Annotated in this window: 12 protein-coding genes and 1 tRNA gene; 7 read left to right on the forward strand and 6 right to left on the reverse strand. The window is 54.7% G+C overall.

What is annotated here, in order from left to right; translation table 11 throughout:
- Positions 1 to 56 precede the first annotated feature (56 nt).
- Positions 57 to 1,841, forward strand: a complete 1,785-nt coding sequence (locus tag Q3O59_RS05680) for an ABC transporter transmembrane domain-containing protein (protein ID WP_369812356.1) — start codon at positions 57 to 59, stop codon at positions 1,839 to 1,841.
- A 46-nt stretch (positions 1,842 to 1,887) separates the two neighbouring features.
- Here the strand turns inward: Q3O59_RS05680 and Q3O59_RS05685 are convergent, their stop codons facing one another.
- Both Q3O59_RS05685 and Q3O59_RS05690 read right to left on the reverse strand, forming a co-directional pair.
- Entirely contained in the window at positions 1,888 to 2,064 is a 177-nt protein-coding gene (locus Q3O59_RS05685; RefSeq protein ID WP_305944656.1) for a DUF6435 family protein, read from the reverse strand.
- A gap of 79 nt (positions 2,065 to 2,143) precedes the next feature.
- On the reverse strand, positions 2,144 to 4,840 hold the full coding sequence (locus Q3O59_RS05690) for a cation-transporting P-type ATPase (RefSeq protein WP_305944657.1): 2,697 nt from the start codon (positions 4,838 to 4,840) through the stop codon (positions 2,144 to 2,146).
- 291 nt (positions 4,841 to 5,131) lie between these two features.
- On the opposite strand from Q3O59_RS05690, the gene Q3O59_RS05695 reads away from it, so the two are divergent.
- The 5 genes from Q3O59_RS05695 to Q3O59_RS05715 all read left to right on the forward strand — a co-directional run bounded on the left by Q3O59_RS05695 (position 5,132) and on the right by Q3O59_RS05715 (position 10,436).
- A complete protein-coding gene (locus Q3O59_RS05695; protein WP_305944658.1) occupies positions 5,132 to 5,830 on the forward strand; it encodes a PEP-CTERM sorting domain-containing protein in 699 nt (232 codons plus the stop codon).
- A 122-nt stretch (positions 5,831 to 5,952) separates the two neighbouring features.
- Positions 5,953 to 6,465, forward strand: a complete 513-nt coding sequence (locus Q3O59_RS05700; protein WP_305944659.1) for a DUF4124 domain-containing protein — start codon at positions 5,953 to 5,955, stop codon at positions 6,463 to 6,465.
- Positions 6,466 to 6,632: 167 nt separating this feature from the next.
- On the forward strand, positions 6,633 to 7,817 hold the full coding sequence (locus Q3O59_RS05705) for an acyl-CoA dehydrogenase (RefSeq protein ID WP_305944660.1): 1,185 nt from the start codon (positions 6,633 to 6,635) through the stop codon (positions 7,815 to 7,817).
- Positions 7,818 to 7,934: 117 nt separating this feature from the next.
- A complete protein-coding gene (locus tag Q3O59_RS05710) occupies positions 7,935 to 9,128 on the forward strand; it encodes a CaiB/BaiF CoA transferase family protein (RefSeq protein WP_305944661.1) in 1,194 nt (397 codons plus the stop codon).
- Positions 9,129 to 9,278: 150 nt separating this feature from the next.
- The gene (locus tag Q3O59_RS05715) at positions 9,279 to 10,436 is read left to right on the forward strand and encodes a Fic family protein (protein ID WP_305944662.1); all 1,158 of its coding nucleotides are present in this window, start codon (positions 9,279 to 9,281) and stop codon (positions 10,434 to 10,436) included.
- A gap of 104 nt (positions 10,437 to 10,540) precedes the next feature.
- Here Q3O59_RS05715 and Q3O59_RS05720 read toward each other — a convergent pair.
- Positions 10,541 to 10,617: transfer RNA gene (locus tag Q3O59_RS05720), tRNA-Val, on the reverse strand.
- Positions 10,618 to 10,840: 223 nt separating this feature from the next.
- Here Q3O59_RS05720 and Q3O59_RS05725 point away from each other — a divergent pair.
- Entirely contained in the window at positions 10,841 to 13,663 is a 2,823-nt protein-coding gene (locus Q3O59_RS05725; protein ID WP_305944663.1) for an alpha/beta hydrolase family protein, read from the forward strand.
- Here Q3O59_RS05725 and Q3O59_RS05730 read toward each other — a convergent pair.
- The 3 genes from Q3O59_RS05730 to Q3O59_RS05740 form a co-directional block, all read right to left on the reverse strand.
- Positions 13,660 to 14,886 (reverse strand): FIST signal transduction protein, encoded by a 1,227-nt coding sequence (locus Q3O59_RS05730; RefSeq protein WP_305944664.1) that lies wholly within the window; start codon positions 14,884 to 14,886, stop codon positions 13,660 to 13,662. The genes Q3O59_RS05725 and Q3O59_RS05730 overlap by 4 nt on opposite strands.
- 93 nt (positions 14,887 to 14,979) lie before the next feature.
- A complete protein-coding gene (locus tag Q3O59_RS05735; RefSeq protein WP_305944665.1) occupies positions 14,980 to 15,993 on the reverse strand; it encodes a DUF3080 family protein in 1,014 nt (337 codons plus the stop codon).
- A complete protein-coding gene (locus Q3O59_RS05740) occupies positions 15,926 to 17,341 on the reverse strand; it encodes an MATE family efflux transporter (RefSeq protein WP_305944666.1) in 1,416 nt (471 codons plus the stop codon). Before Q3O59_RS05740 ends, Q3O59_RS05735 begins: the two co-directional genes overlap by 68 nt.
- Positions 17,342 to 17,350: the final 9 nt, after the last annotated feature.

Here is a 17,350-nt window from a genome sequence, read left to right on the forward strand (position 1 = left end):
CAAAGCAAGCCTGTTCGCGCAAGTCAGACGCTCATCCAATCATGCAAGGACCAACGATGTCACATTCCTCCATGGCTAACGCCACTGCCTCAAATAAGGCTGTATTGCCCTGGCTGCTGGCTTTTTTAAAACCTTACCGCTGGCAGGTAGCGGCGGCGGTGTTTTTTCTGCTGGTGGGGTCTTTGGCCTGGTTGGCGCTGGGGCAGGGCGTGCGGCTGCTGGTGGACGAAGGCTTTGTCGCCGGCAACGCCGGGCGGTTGAATCAGCTGGTCGGCTGGGTGCTGCTGATCAGCGCCATCAGCGCCAGCGCGGTGTTTTGCCGCTTTTATCTGATGACCTGGCTGGGCGAGCGGGTCAGTGCTGATATCCGCAATCGGGTGTACCGGCATTTGCTGAAACTCTCGCCGGCTTTTTACAGCGAAACCCGCACCGGTGAAGTGATTTCCCGCTTTACTGCCGATACCACCTTGTTGCAATCGGTGGTGGGCTCCAGTTTGTCCATGGCGCTGCGCTCAGGCGTGACCGCCATCGGCGGCTTGCTGATGATGCTGCTCACCAGCTTTAAATTGACGGCTTTGGTGCTGTTGGCGGTGCCTTTGGTGTTGGTGCCTATCATTGTACTGGGTCGCAAAGTGCGGCGCTTATCGCGGGCCAGCCAGGATCGGCTGGCCGATATTGGTGCTCATGTCGATGAGAGTCTGCACGAAATTCACACCGTTCAGTCCTATGGCCATGAACGGCTGGATCAGCAGCTGTTTGCCGGCAAAATTGAGCAGGTGATCCAAGCAGCCAAAAAGCGCATTTTTTACCGTGCTTTGTTGATTGGGCTGGTGATGCTGTTGAGCGTCAGTGCCATCACCTTGATTGGCTGGGCAGGGGCGCTGGATGTGTTGCAGGGCCGGATGTCAGCCGGCCAGCTCACGGCATTCCTGTTTTATGCGGTCTTGGTGGCGGGCGCGACTGCGACCATCAGCGAAGTGATTGGTGAGGTGCAGCGTGCAGCTGGTGCAACCGAACGATTGATTGAATTGTCCGAGGTACCGGTGCACATTGAGACGGTCGCACAGCCTCAGGCATTGCCTCAGCCGGTGCAGGGACGTTTGGAGTTGCAACAACTCAGTTTTTCCTACCCGCAGGCTGGCAATAGCGTTGCACTGAGCGGACTTGATCTTAGCATTGCAGCAGGTGAGCGCATTGCATTGGTCGGGCCTAGCGGCGCCGGCAAGAGCACTTTGTTTCAGTTGCTGCAACGCTTTTATCAGCCGCAGCAAGGTCGCATTCTGCTCGATAACATTGATATTGCCGAGCTTGATCTGGCCAGCTTACGGGCCCAATTTGCACTGGTACCCCAGGATGCGGTGATTTTTGCCGATTCGGTGCTGGAAAATGTGCGTTATGGCCGGCCAGAGGCAAGCGAAGCCGAAGTGATGGCCGCCTGCAAAGCGGCCCGGGCGGATGCCTTTATTCAGGAATTGCCTGAAGGCTATCACAGCCAGTTGGGCGAGCGCGGGGTGCGTCTATCCGGTGGGCAGAAACAACGGCTGGCCATCGCCCGGGCTATTCTGGCGGATCGGCCGGTATTGCTGTTGGACGAAGCAACCAGCGCACTGGATGCGGTCAGTGAGCATGCGGTGAAAGAAGCGCTGCAGCACCTGATGCAGGGTAAAACCACCCTGATCATTGCGCATCGTTTATCAACGGTGCTGCATGTGGATCGCATCGTGGTGCTGGACAAAGGCCAGGTCATTGCCAGCGGCAGTCACAGTGAGCTGATGGCAAGTTGCCCGCTGTACAAAGAGCTGGCTGAGCTGCAGCTGCTTAATCCCGGCAGTGCAGATTAGGGCGTGTTGGCCTTTGCTGTTTAGGTACAGCAAAGGTCAAGAAGCCCTATGATTGTTGCTGTTGCAACTGCTCAATTTGTTGCCACAGCGCTTCACTTTCAGCGGTTAAATCAGCAAAGAGCCGCATATCGCCTTTGCGTTGTGCCAACATGGCTTGCTCCAGCTTGGCGTCGTATTGCTTGCGTAGCTTTTTCACTGGATCTTGTTTTAAAAAACCAAACATGGTGTTCTCCGTTTTTTGTTGGATGCTAGCTTTACGGGCAGAACACCGGCTTTGTTCAGTTTTCCGTTGAAAAAAGCGCTTAACGCCACAGCCAGCGCTTCTCCAGTTCAATAATCAGCAAAATGGCTACACCAAGCCCGGCTGGAAGCAACCAATGTTGCAGCGACAGGGCACTGGTGCCAAACCACAGCTGCATCAGCGGCAGGTAGACAAAGCCCAGTTGCAGCAGCAGTAAGATCCCAAGAGCCAGCCAGGCGGCTTTGTTGGCAAACAGCAGGCTGGGTTTTAAGCTGCATTCACTCAGGTAACGGCTGTTCAGCAAATAAAAGGCCTGTGCCAGCACCAGGGTATTGACTGCCAGGGTGCGGGCGACGGCAAGCTCTTCACCGCTATGGATGGCCAGCTGAAACATCAGCATCGACACACCGCCTATTAGCAGCGAGACCATGGCAATGCGCCATAAAAACATCCGGCTTAAAATGGCCGCTTTGGGATCGCGCGGCGGCCGTTTCATCACGCCCGGCTCGGCTGGCTCAAACGCCAGCGCCAACGCCAGAGTCACCGCCACCACCATATTGACCCAGAGGATCTGCACCGGCGTTAGCGGCAAGGTCAGGCCAAACAGCACCGCCGCCAGCATCACCAGCCCTTGAGCGCCATTGGTGGGTAAAATAAACAGAATGGCTTTGCGCAAATTGTCGTAGATGGTGCGCCCCTCGGCCACAGCTTGGGCGATGGTGTTGAAGTTGTCATCGGCCAGTACGATATCGGCCGCTTCTTTGGTAGCCTCGGTGCCCTTGATGCCCATGGCGATGCCCACATCAGCCCGTTTAAGCGCCGGCGCATCGTTGACGCCATCGCCGGTCATGGCTACCACCTCGCCATTGGCTTGCAGTGCTTTGACCAACCGAAGCTTGTGCTCCGGGCTGGTACGGGCAAAGATGTTGCTGCGCCCGGCAATGGCTTTTAGCTCCTCATCGCTGGCGGCTTCAATTTCAGCACCAGTGACCACACACAAAGCGCCATCGGCTGAGAGCTGCATGGCTTTGCCGATGGCTTCGGCGGTGCCGGCGTGATCGCCGGTGATCATTTTGACCCCAATGCCAGCCTGATGGCACTGAGCGATGGCTTCAATGGCCTCGGGCCTCGGTGGATCGATGATGCCTATCAGGCCAATCAGCGTCATCTCAGTCAGTTCATCCAGCCCGAGCTCGCTGTGTTCGGTGCTTTTGTTGGCGGCAGCCAGCACCCGAAGCCCCTGGCTGCTGAGGGCATCCAATTGCTGTTGCCAGAAGGCGGTATCCAGCGCTTCGGTTTCCCCATTGGCACCGAGCTGAGCTGTGCAGCGCTCCAGCAAGCGATCCGGTGCGCCTTTTAGTAAAATTTGCCGGCTAGTATCCGGTCGCTGCTCCAGGCTGGCCATAAACTTGTTTTCCGACTCAAAGGGGATCACCGCCAGCCGCTGGTAGTGCTCGCGCTCAAAACCGGCTTTTTCGGCCAGGCACAGCAAAGCGCCTTCGGTTGGCTCGCCTTGCACCCCCCAGTGCTCCTGCTGTTGGGTCAGTTGGCTGTCATTGGCAACGGCCACCACTTCCAGCAGAGCCGCCAAATCCGGCTGCTTCAGCGCTTCGATGCTTTGTTCGTCCCGGCTGAAGCTGCCATCCGGCTGGTAGCCGAGGCCGCTGACCTGATAATGACCAGCCCGGGTGACTACCTGGCTGGCGGTCATTTCATTGCGGGTTAAAGTACCGGTCTTATCCGAGCAGATCACCGTCACCGAGCCTAAGGTTTCCACCGCATTCAGCCGGCGGGTGATGGCATTACGTCTTGCCATCTGCTGCACGCCAAGTGCCAGCGTAATGGTTAAAATGGCCGGCAGGCCTTCCGGTATCGCCGCCACAGCAAAGCCTATCGCCGCCAGGAATAACTCGGCGGTGGCAAAATCATGCAGCAGGTAGCCGATGAGCAGCATCAGCAGTGCCATCGCCACGATCACCACCGACAGCCACTTGCTGAACTGGGCCATTTGGCGGGTCAGGGGCGTGGCAATGGCTTCCACTGTGGCCAACATGGCATTGATGCGGCCAATTTCGGTGTTGGCACCAGTGGCGGTGACTACTCCGATGCCGCGTCCTGCGGTGACCAGGGTGCCGGAAAAGGCCATGCAAAAACGGTCGCCGACACCGGCATCGGCGGCAACCGGTTCGGTGTGTTTTGCACTGGGAACCGACTCGCCGGTCAACGCCGACTCTTCAACCCGCAGCTGGGTGCACTCAATCAAGCGCAGATCAGCCGGCACTTTATCGCCGGAGCGCAGCCGGACGATATCGCCCGGCACCAATTGATCGGCATCGACCTCTTGCCACTGGCCATCCCGTTTCACTGTGGCATGCAACGACAGCATCTTGCGAATGCCAGCCAGAGCTTTTTCGGCTTTGCCTTCCTGCACAAAACCGATGCTGGCGTTAATCAGCACCACCGCCAGAATCACCCAGGTATCCAGCCAATGCCCAAGCAGCGCAGTGATAACCGCAGCGGCAATCAGGATGTAAATCAGCGTATCGTGGAAATGCTTAAAAAAACGCTGCAAGATGCCAGGCTTTGGCGGCTCGGGCAACGCATTGCTACCATGTTCGGTGAGCCGTTTGGCTGCTTCAGCCTTGCTTAGCCCCTTGGTAGCGCTTTGGTGGCGTGTAAGCAACTCTTTGGCTTCTAATGCATGAGCTGGAGAATGGCCTGATTGCTCAGGTAAACGGGATGGTGTCTTGTTGTACATACATGCTCCTGAAAAATCAGTCGGAACTCTCTTAGTGTGACGGCTCTGTATCCAAAGTGCAATGCGAAGGAATAAAGGAGAAGTCGCTTTTAATAATTTAAAACAAGGAAAATTATCGTTGCATTATTTTGTTTGATTCTTGTACAATCTCCCCCGTTTGTAAAAGCAGTCCTTGCTACGCAAATATTTTGCAGTGTTGTTTGTTGTTCTGCCGCCAGAGCCCACCTCATTGCCTAATGAACTCTCAACCATGGATAGGTAACTTTTACCATCTGACAAGGAGCGATCCAGATGAATCTTCGTTGTACTTTTTCCGCAGCAGCACTTGTGGCCGCCTCTGCATTTAGTCACCACGCAAGCGCCAGCTTGATGATCGAAGCCAACTACAACGGTCTGTCTGGTCAGACGGTGCAGGTTAGCCACAATAGTGTTAACTCTTCTGTCCAAGCTGGCTTGATGCAGTTTAATTTGCATGCAAATACGGATCTGTCGATCTTGCCTTTTGATGTCATTGGTATGTCCGTCGATGCATTTTGCGTAGAGTTTACCCAGGGGGTGCTGTCTGGTTGGCAAAGTTACGAGCTGGTAGAAACCTCGCAGGTATTTTCTGCTACTCAATCTCAGGCGATTGAGCGTTTGTTCACGGCCTACCATACTGAAGTGGGTACTGCCAGCAGCAACAATGCGGCTTTCCAATTGGCTTTGTGGGAGATTGTGCACGAGACTGCCCCAAGCTGGGATCTGACTCAGGGCAGCTTTACCACCAGCACCAATGGTGCCGTGTTAGATTTAGCCTCTGGTTGGTTGCAAAGTCTGGACAGCATTGAAAGTCAGTTCAGCCTTTACGTGCTAACCAATGCCAACTCACAGAATCAGTTGGTGTTTTCGGGTGTGCCACTGGATACGCCAACATCGGTGCCGGCTCCTGCTACCCTTGGCTTATTTGGCCTTGGTGCTTTGTTGCTGTTGCGTCGCCGCAAGTCGAGCTAACAGCATGATAAAGCCGGGGCGGATGCCCCGGTTTTCAATCGTTCCTGCCAAAACACTTTCCAAGTCATTAAAATTGATTTAACCTTCGCAAGAAGTCCTTGTTTTACTCTAATGGTATTCAAATGAAAGCTTTCTCCCAGTTTAATTTGCTTTTGCTCAGCGCTCTTTTATTCAGCGTCGAAGCCGATGCCAGCGTCTATCGTTGTGTGTTGGATGGGGTTACTATCTTCAGTCAGACCCCGTGTGCAGACAACGCCGAAAAGCTTTCCCAATACGATAGCAGCCGGACACCAGCCAGTCAGGCTGTGAGGCCAGCCCGCGATTCAGCACAAAGCGTCAACGCAACCGAAAGTTTGCAGCAGATCAGTCTGAATGTCCGTAAGCAAAGTCTGGAGCGTCAGTTGCAGCAGCTTAACAATCGCTTGCGCCGTCTGGAGCAAGAGCGCAATGCTAAGTTGTCTGAAATTACCGGCGAAACTATTGAGTCACCAGCCGATGTGGCTGGCCGCACCTTTTTAATTGGACCTGCGGAGGAAATGCGTGACGCATTGAACCACTACCGTCAGGAAATGACGAAGCTGCAGCAACAAGCTGAACAGGTAACAGTGCAGCTGCGGCAACTGGACGCTCCATAAAGGGCAGTGCTATCTCCAAACAAGCGTCACTTATTGAGTGGCGCTTTTTTTATGCCAGGCGTTTTTCCAGCTGAATTGACAATAATCAGTCTGTTGATACTGTTAATCCCGTATGATTCAACAAAACAAGTCGCAGTCATTGTGCATTAATTTGAATGAGGTGTCCGGTGAGCCAAGCCATTTTAGCCAATTGGGATGATATTTTGCTGCTGAATGATCAGCTGAACGAAGACGAGCGGATGATCCGCGCTATGGCGCATGACTTTTGCCAGCAAGAGTTGATGCCCGGTATTTTGCAGGCCAACCGGCAGGAGCACTTTGACCCGGCCATTATGCGCAAGTTTGGTGAAGTTGGGCTGTTGGGCGCAACCATCAAAGAGTACGGTTGCTCCGGGGTGAATTACGTCAGTTATGGCCTGGTGGCGCGTGAAGTCGAGCGGGTCGATAGCGGTTATCGCAGTGCCATGAGTGTGCAGTCGTCCTTGGTGATGCACCCGATCTACACCTTTGGCAGCACGGCGCAAAAAGAAAAGTACCTGCCCAAGCTGGCAACCGGTGAGTGGATTGGCTGCTTTGGTTTAACCGAACCCGATTCAGGCTCTGATCCGGCCAGCATGAAAACCCGCGCCAAAAAGGTGGAGGGCGGTTATCGCCTGACCGGCAGCAAGATGTGGATCACCAACTCACCCATTGCCGATGTTTTTGTGGTCTGGGCTAAGAACGAAGCTGAAGACAATGCCATTTGCGGCTTTGTGCTGGAAAAAGGCATGGCCGGTTTATCGGCGCCTAAAATTGAAGGCAAGTTGTCGCTGCGCTCGTCCATTACCGGCGAAATCGTGATGGACAATGTGTTTGTGCCCGAAGAGAACATGTTCCCGGACGTACGCGGTTTAAAAGGCCCGTTCAGCTGCCTGAATATGGCGCGTTACGGCATTTCCTGGGGCGCACTGGGTGCGGCTGAGTTTTGCTGGCACGCTGCCCGGCAGTATGGGCTGGATCGCAAGCAGTTTAACCGGCCACTGGCACAAACCCAGCTGTACCAGACCAAGCTGGCCAATATGCAAACGGAAATTACCCTGGGTCTGCAAGGCTCATTGCGGGTGGGCCGTATTATCGACAGCGGCAGCTGGGATCCAACCATGATTTCGCTGGTCAAACGCAACAACTGCGGTAAGTCGCTGGACATTGCCCGCATGGCGCGCGACATGCACGGTGGTAATGGCATTGCCGATGAGTTCCATGTTATTCGTCATATGATCAATCTGGAAACCGTCAATACCTACGAAGGCACCTACGATGTGCATGGACTGATCCTGGGGCGCGCTCAGACTGGTCTGCAGGCTTTTTTCTAAGATAGATCGCAGATCGCAGCAAAGACAGCAGCCCGAGCATAGCTTTTGTGATAAGTCAGTGGTTTCCGGTATCCTTTGATTGCTTTGCTGGCTGAGTCAATGTAATGAGGAGCATCAATGTCACCATTAGCGGGCATTAAGGTACTGGATTTAAGTCGCATATTGGCTGGACCCTGGGCAACGCAAGTGCTGGCCGATTATGGCGCCGAGGTCTGGAAGATTGAAAAGCCTGGTGAAGGGGACGATACCCGGCGCTGGGGACCGCCGTTTTTGCATAATGAAGCAGGGCAGAATACCGGCCAGTCGGCCTATTTTCTGTGTGCCAACAGGGGCAAGCGCTCAGTCTGTATTGATATCACTACGGAGCAAGGCCAGCAGCAAATACGTCAGCTGGCTGCCCGGGCCGATGTGCTGGTCGAAAACTACAAAGTGGGTGGCCTGGCCAAGTATGGGTTGGATTATTCAAGCCTTTCAGCGCTCAATCCCCGGCTGATTTATTGCTCCATCACCGGCTTTGGCCAAACCGGCCCTTATGCCAATCAGGCGGGCTACGACGCCATGATCCAAGCCATGGGGGGCTTAATGAGCCTGACCGGTGAGCCGGATGATGCCTCAGGGGGAGGGCCGCAAAAAGTGGGAGTGGCCGCAGCCGATCTGATGACCGGCATGTACGCTGTTTCGGCTATTTTAGCGGCGCTGCATCATGTCCATCAAACCGGCCAGGGCCAACACATTGACTTAGCCTTACTGGATACCCAGGTGGCCTGGCTGGCCAATCAAGCCTCGAATTTCCTGGTAACTGGTGAAGTGCCACAACGGCTTGGCACGGCTCATCCGAACATAGTGCCTTACCAGGCCATGCAATGCCGGGATGGTTTTATCATGCTGGCGGTAGGCAACGATCGCCAGTTTCGCAGCTGCTGCCAGGTGCTGGGCTGCCCGGAGCTGGCAGAAGATAGTCGCTTTATCAGCAATAGCTTGCGGGTACAGCATCGCGATGCACTGATCCCCCTGCTGGCCGGCTGTCTGCTGCAACAGGATGTGACTTACTGGGTGACTGCCTTATCTTCGCAGCATGTGCCGTGCGGGCCGATTAACCGGTTGGATCAGGTGTTTGCCGATCCCCAGGTGCAATCTCGAGGCCTGCAGGTGCAGGCCCGTCACCCCAGAGGCTACACCGTACCAATGGTAGCCAATCCGGTGAAGTTCTCTGCCACACCCTTGTCTTTCGACCAGGCGCCTCCTGAGTTGGGTGAACATACGGAGCAGGTGTTGTTTACCCTCAGCAATTACCAACCGGAAAATGAGTGACACTTTTAGGTGTCATTCATTTTGTCAGAGCGAATTTGGTTGCAGCAGGGTTAAGCATCACCAAACAACTTAAATTAAAAGCAGGACTTAATTTAAGTTGGATTTTAAGTTAAATTAGATGCTGGCTTTATTTCAACTTCAGGACAGATTATGCAGCGTGGAAGCACAGGGCATTATGTAGCCAGTATTGCCGGCGGGGTAAGCTGCCAGGCGTTTGTGCCAGCACCCCTACCACCAGAGCCAGCGCTGCTGCTTGATACCAAGCTGCAAGGGCGAATAAATCAGGCCATGCTGGCGCTAGGTAGATTGGATGCCATCAGTACCTTGCTGCCAGACGCCCGTTTGTTTTTATACAGCTATGTACGTAAAGAGGCCGTGATGTCTTCCCAGATTGAAGGCACCCAATCGTCACTCAGTGATTTAATGCTGTATGAAATGGAAGGCATGCCAGGCGTGCCGATGGACGATGTGCAGGAAGTGTCTTGCTATGTTAGCGCCTTAGAGTTGGGAGTTAGCCGTATTAACGAAGGGCACCCCATTACCTTTCGGTTGCTAACGGAATTACATCGGGCACTGATGACCTCGGGGCGGGGCATTAGCAAAGGCCCGGGTGAATTTCGTAAAAATCAGGTCTGGATTGGCGGTTACCGGGCCGATGAAGCCACCTTTGTACCCACGCCGGCGCATGAGCTGGCGCAGTGCTGGGCTGATTTAGAGCGCTTTTTAAATGATGTGCCACAAGAAACCGACCCGTTAATTAAAGCAGCGCTGGCCCATGTGCAGTTTGAAACCATCCACCCCTTTATGGACGGCAATGGCCGGCTGGGCCGGCTACTTATTCCGCTGATTTTGGTGGAGGCTAAGGTATTAAGCCAACCGCTGTTGTATCTGTCGGTATTTTTTAAAAAACACCGGCAAACCTACTACGACCGCTTACAATTGGTTCGGACGACTGGCGATTGGGAAAGCTGGCTACTGTTTTTTGCCGATGCGGTAGCTGCTAGTGCAACCCAGGCTGTACAAATGGCGCAGCAGCTTAATAGTTTACGTAGTAAGCATCGGGCTGCATTGGCCAGCTTTGGCCGCATAGCATCATCCGCTCAGCAGGTGCTGGATGTGTTATTTGAATACCCCATTGCCAACATCAACACCTTAGTGAAACAAAGTGGCCTGACAGCCGCTACGGTAGGTAAGGTGATGGATAAACTACTGCAACCCGAATTAGCCTGGGTGCAAGAGCTCACCGGCCAAAAACGTAACCGGGTATTTGCTTACCGTGCTTATATTGAAATTTTGAATCAGGATTAACCTGACCAAAAACCACATTGTTCTGTAATATTTTTAATCAAAAGCTTAAAAACAAAAACGCCGCTAAAGCTTTACAAGCTGAGCGGCGCTTTTGTTTGAGAATTTGGTGCGTCCTAGTGGATTCGAACCACCGACCCCCACCATGTCAAGGTGGTGCTCTAACCAACTGAGCTAAGGACGCAGACTGTTGTCGCTGACAACGGGCGCTATCTTAGTGGGCGCTGTGGGGATTGGCAAGTGTTTTTTTAGCCGTGGGTGGTGTTTGCCGTATTTTTATCCACAGCGGTCTGTTTTATCACCATTGCTGCCGTTTATCTTGTCTGGCCGCGGCTTGATGGGGTTTTGCTGCAAGGCGAAGAGGCGCTATGCTAAGGTGAGGCCCTGTCTGTTATCAAAGAACAACCATGATGAAAAACCCAAAAAACAGCAGCCGTTTGGCGCTTTGTCTGGCCCTGGCCATCGGGACTTTGGCTTGCAGCCAACCTCCGGTGGCTCCCGCACCTGTTCCAATGGCGGTGGAAATTCCATCCAGCACCGTGTCGACCGATGCGCTTAAGCCACTGAGCTTTGCGGATGTGATGCAGTTTCGGGAAATCAAAGAGCGCAGCGTCAGTGCCAATCAGCAGGCGATGGTCTATACCGCTGAGCCGGATTATGGCGACAGCACTGGTTATCTGGTGCACCTGATGACCGGGCAGCAATTTTCAGTGCCCTATGCCGATCGCGGTCAGCTAAGTGCCGATGGCAGTTTTGCTTTGTTTCGTCAGCGTTCTCCCTTGCTGGTGCGCGAGCAAGCCACCGACAAAGCCGCCCGTGATGCGTTGGCGCATGATGCGGTGTTGCTCAATACCGCTACCGGTGAGCAGCAGCTGTTTGCCGCTATCGACCGCTTTGCCTTTACCGGCGATGGCCACCAGGCGTTGCTGCTGGCCCGTAAGGCGGATAGCAACGACAAAACCCAGTTGCTTAGTGCGGTGCAGCTGACGAACACCGGCCGGATGGAGCAGGGCAAGACGGTTGAGCTGGGTCAGGTCAGCGAGTTTGCGGTGGCCGAACAGGGCACTCTGGTCGCCTATGTGCTGGAGTTTACCGATCAAGACGATGACAGTCTTACCCTGCAGCAAGTGATGCTGTGGGACGCAGCTTTTGACCGCCGATTCGAGCTGGCACCGCCTTCAGCTGCCCGGTATCAACAGCTGACCTTTAGTGCCGACGGCCAGCAGCTGGTGTTTTTTGCCGGTGAGCGTGTTGAAAAGAATGAAGAAGTCGCGCAGCAGCTTTGGCACTGGCCGTCTGAGCAGAACCAAGCCGCGCCGCACGAGTTTGAGCATCCAGGCTGGCAGCTCAGCGCGCAGCAAGCTCCGCGTTTTTCCGAGGATGGTGAGCGGGTCTTTGTCGGCTTTCGACCCGAGCCAGCACCCGCAGCACCAGACACCGAGCCGCCGCAAACCGAAGCCGAACTCTTTGATACAGAGCGCTTATTAAGTGATCGCCGCCTGCAGGTCTGGCATGGCCAGGATGATCGCATTAACCCACAGCAAAAAGCCGAATACCAGCAAGCGCAGCGGCGCACGGCGCCTGCGGTATTCTGGTTGCAGGCCGAACAGCTGGTGCTGCTGGGGGAGGATGTGGAAGACCACCTCTCTATCAGCGAGCACAGCGAAGCGGCACTGATCAGCAATGGCCGGCCTTATTTGCAGGACCTGACCTGGGATGGCCGCTTTCATGATGTCTGGCATGTCAATTTACGCACCGGAGCACGTCAGCAAGTGTTTGCCCGCAACCGCAGTGTTGAGCGGGCGCATTTATCGCCAACGGGCCGTTATGCGGTCTATCAGCAAGGGGGCAACTGGCAGTTGTTTGATAGCCTGAGCGGCGAGCGGCGGATGCTTGGTACCAACGCGGGCGTTTCCTGGGTAAACGAGCTGCATGACCGGCCGGAGCCTGCGGCCAGTTATGGCGTAGCCGGCTGGTTGGCCGATGAGTCGGCGGTGCTGGTATACGATCGTTTTGATATCTGGCAGTTGTCGCTTGATGGCAGCAGTACCAATCTGACCCGTATCGGCCGGGAGAACCGGCAGCGCTTTCGTATTGAACGCACCGATCCCAAAGCCCTTGCCATCGAGCCTGATGCGGATCTGCTGCTAAGCCGCTTTGATGAAGAAAACAAAAGCTATGGTTTTTATCAGTTAAGCCTGAGAAATCAACACCTGCAGCAACTGCTGGCGGATACCAAACGCTTTGACCTGGTAGAGGCCCTGCCTGAGCTGGGCGGTTACTTGTTCACCGAGCAAAGCTTTCGGCAGTTCCCCAATATCTGGTATGCCACTGCTGATTTTTCCAAGCGGCGACAGCTGACCGATCTCAACCCACAAAAATCACAGTTTGTCTGGGGTGACAGCCACCTGATTGACTGGTTTACTGAAGATGGTGAGCGTTTGCAGGGCGTGGTGATCACGCCGGATGGCTTTGATGCCAATTGCCGATACCCGGTGCTGGTCTACTACTACGAGCAATTTTCCCAGCGCCTGCATCACTTTAATCAGATGAAGGTCAATCACCGGCCGAATTTCCCGTTTTATCTGGGGCAGGATTATGTGGTGTTTTTACCGGACGTGCGTTTTCGGGAAGGCGCGCCCGGGCCAAGTGCCACCGAGTCCTTGCTGCCGGGCATTGATCGCTTAATTGAACTTGGCATTGCCGATCCCAATGCCATTGGTTTGCACGGCCACAGCTGGTCGGGCTATCAAACCGCCTTTGTGGTGACCGAAACCGACCGTTTTGCCGCTGCCGTGGCCGGTGCTCCGGTATCCAACATGACCAGTGCCTACAGTGGCATTCGCTGGCAGACTGGTCTGGCACGTTTGTTCCAGTACGAAACCGGCCAGAGTCGACTGGGTGTGTCGATGTTTGAAGATAGGGCGCCGTACATCAAAAACTCGCCGGTGTTCTTTGCTGATCGTATCAACACGCCGTTGCTAATCCAGTTTGGCGATAAAGATGGTGCTGTACCCTGGGAGCAGGGCATTGAGCTGTATTTAGCGATGCGCCGCTTGCAAAAGGATGTGGTGATGCTGCATTACGAAGAAGAAGGGCATCATTTGCAGCGTTTTGCCAACAAACTGGATTACAGCATTAAAATGTTGGAGTTTTTTGATCATTACCTTAAAGGGAAGCCGGCACCAGAATGGTGGCTGCAGGGTATGCCCTATCAGTCGTATGACTAAGCGCTGAGGCAAGGTTTGGAGCGGCAAAGTATGGTCAAAACACCACTCCAGTCCAAACCTCGGGTTTGCCCCTGTATTGGGGCAAGCTCAACCCCGGAATAAAAGCCCAGCAAGGGAATGTTCGCCTGATTGAGTCGACGCTGGATCTCCCGGGTTTCGGCTTGCTCATTCGGTACCGCGCGGCCACCACAGTTGATGTAAAGTGCCAGCAGCGGCTGCTGGCCACTTTGATTGATCCCGGCCAGCAAAGCTGCAGTTTGCTCGGCGGCAGCTTGCAGTGCCAGCTCTGGTGCCCGTCGCATCAACAGGACTTCATCGCCCTCGGCCAAATCATCCTCAAACAACACCAGACCGTCCTGCTCTGGCAGTATGCCGCTGATCAGTCGATTCAGGTACTGCGGTTGCAGCTTGTCGTCAGTTTGCAGTCGTCGCCCCAGACAAAGCTCACGAATAGGGGCTTGTGCCCGCCATTGGCGGCCTCCTAAGGCCTCATCAATCACCTGCAGCGCGGGGCGGCCATCCAGTTGGTAAAGAAATTGCCCATGAATGCTGCTGATGCGATAGCGTTTGGTCGTCAAAGGTGTGCAACCGTGCATCACGGCCTGAACACTGGCAACGGGGCCGGATAACAACAGCGCAACTGCATGATGACGGGCCACATCAAAGCCGGTAAATTGCCAGCTGCTTTGAAAGCGGTGATCGCCCAGCAAACCGGCCCCGGCAAGCATCGGGACCTTCAGCGTGCTTTCTGCCAGACCTTGCAACAGCAGATTGGATGGATTTAACACCGCCGGTGCAAATTTACCTGCCGGGTAACGAATGGAGTCATAGAGCAGCAACATCAATTGTGGTGGTAGAGGGACTTGAGCCAGTTGCTCGCCCAGTTGTCTGCCTGTTTGGAGGGGATCTTTAAAAAGCCCATTGGCATGGCCGTGATGACAGCGAATGTGGTGAGAAGACAAAGAGGCAACCACAACAGCGGGACCTTCGGTAATCAGACAGTCGTTGCCGATGACACCAATGGCAGAACCACCAATAATGGGGATCTCGGCACCAACCACGGCTCGGATACCCAGGTAGACATCCTGCGGGTTGAGGGCATGATTGCAAAATGCCAACACCAGCTGCGGACTTTTGGGTTGAAGTTGGCTGGCCAGGCTGGCAGCCTCCTGGCCGGCCTGCAAGGACGATGACTGACGACTAAAGCCAATGCCTATCTGCATGCATTCCCTCGTTCTGTTTTAGCCGGCTCCATGCCGGTACTTGGCGCAATGATTTGTTAGTATAACATAAATTTGTCATGTCAAATCCGTACATCAATGGCGCGATGTCAGCCCAGCCGGGCATTCGGCATTCAGCTGTTGCCACCAGCCAACATGAGCCAGGATCTGCTGCTGCAGTGTGTTGGCTGTATCTTGATAGCGCTGCTCCAGCAGCGGTAACAATGGGCTTTCGGCATACAACTGGACCAGCTCCGGCCAGAGTGCCTGCATATGCCGTTGGTGTTGATTGAAATAGGGTTGCAGCTCTTCGGCAAAAAATTTTAAAAACACCGTGCTCAGGATGCTCAGTGTGTCGCTGGGGCGTTGGTTTGGACAAAAGGAGTCTGCCGGTATCGGCAGCAGCGAACTGTTTAAAGCATCGAGCCAGCCAACCAGGTAACGCTGGCTGTATTGCAGGCTGGCCAGGGTTTGATAACGGTGCAAAACGCCCAGCGCTGCTTCGATGTCGATGGCGGCTGCCTGTTGCCAATCTTGCTGGTCGATGGCGGTGCGCAGTGCATTGAGTTGTTGCAGTGCGTGCTGGGTTTCCAGCAAGGCTTGCTGCCCCTGCAGTGGTAGCAGCTGGCGCTGGCCATGCCACTGCTGACGCAAGGTTTGGTCGGCATGCAGCATATTAAAAAAGGACAGCTCGATGGTGTCTTGCTTGCTACTCTGAATATCGGCCAGTTGTTGCTGCAAGGCCGGCGCCAGGCTGCTGTTTTGTTGGCATTGTTCCAATTGCTGCAATAAACGCAGCTCGTAGTTCAGGCGCAGACTGTGGCTTTGAACCCGGCCCAGGCTGGAGTTGCGCTCTGCGATCAGCGCATCCAGTCCGCATTGACGGCTGGCCCAGGCATCCAGTAAGTCCAGCCGTAAGTCGGGTAGGGGATGCAGCAAGCTGCGGGCCGATGGCAAAGGATCCACAGCGGCAGGGGTTACCTGCCCTGGTTGGATGCCGGCAACCCGCTCCAGTCGGCTTTGGTAATTGTCCAGCTGACGCTCATTGGCCGGACTGCAGGCCAGCAGGGTCCACAGCAGGCTGCTCAGTAGGAACCAGCGGTAAGCCATCCCGTTCAAACCTCCGTAATGAATGCTGCAACAACCAGAAGAGCAAGACGGCTGCTACCGTTAAACCCAGAATAATGCCTATCCAGAAACCTTTCACACCCATGGCCGGCACCAGCCAATCGGTTAAAGCCAATACGGCGCCAAAGCCAAAGCCGATCGGCCAATAGGCGATTAAGGTGATGTAGAGCACCGGCTGGGTGATTTTCATACCGCGCAAAGCACAGGCCGAGACCACCTGGATGGCATCGGACAGCTGATACAAGGCTGCCAATGCCATAATGCCAGCTGCCAGCGCCAGCACTTCGGCATCTTTGCTGTAGATTTGCGGCACCTGGTAGCGCATCAGGTAGGTAAAGGCGGCAATACAGACCGCCATGATAAAGGCGACAATCAGCACCGTACTGATGGCGGTGCGCAGCGCTTGCAAATTGCGCTCACCGACCAGGTGGCCGACCCGGATGGTGGCGGCCATGCCAAGCGAAAGTGGGATCATAAAGACAATGGCGCTGTAATTGTGGGCGACCTGATGACCGGCCACCACCACCGGGCCAAGATGCACGATCAGCAGTGGAATGCAGGCAAACAAGGTGACTTCAAAGAAAATGGACAAAGCAATGGGGGTGCCGATGCGGATCACCTGCCAAATGGCGGCAAAATCCGGCGTCAGTTTCTTCGGCCAAAAACGGTAAGGGGCGGTGCTGCGACTAAACCAACCATAGACCAGCATCGCCAGAAACATTGCCAGCATGACCAAACTGGTGGCAATGCCACAGCCGGCACCACCGTAAGCCGGCATCCCAAGCTTGCCATAGATAAAGATGTAGTTGGCGGGAATGTTCACCAGAATACCAACAAAGCTGATCCACATGCTGGCCTTGGTGTTGCCAATGCCTTCAAACAGGTTGCGCATTACCATGTAGCCGGCCGCCGGAAAGAGGCCGTAGCTGACAAAGGTGAGGTAGAGGCTGGTTTTGTCCCGCAGCTCTTGCTCCATACTGAGCAAGTCGAGCAAATGATCGGCAAACTGCATCACCAGGAACAAACTGGCGGCCAATGCCAGACCCAAATAGAGGCCTTGCAGCGTATAATGCGACACCGGCTCGGTTTTTTTGCTGCCAAAATACTGGGCAATGATGGGCGTCAGTGCCAGCAGCAAGCCTTGCAGGGTGAGCATCACCGGCAGCCAGAGACCGGATGCGACCGCAATGGCCGCCATGTCGGTGGCACTCACCCGGCCGGCCATCACGGTATCGACAAAATACATCAGCGTCTGGGTGAGCTGTGCCAGCACGATGGGGCCGGATAACTTTAAAATTGTTCTGGCTTCAAAGCGGGAAAAAGGTAGCATAGTGACCAA

The sequence above is a fragment of the Alkalimonas delamerensis genome, assembly GCF_030717955.1.
Taxonomy (GTDB): domain Bacteria; phylum Pseudomonadota; class Gammaproteobacteria; order Enterobacterales; family Alteromonadaceae; genus Alkalimonas; species Alkalimonas delamerensis.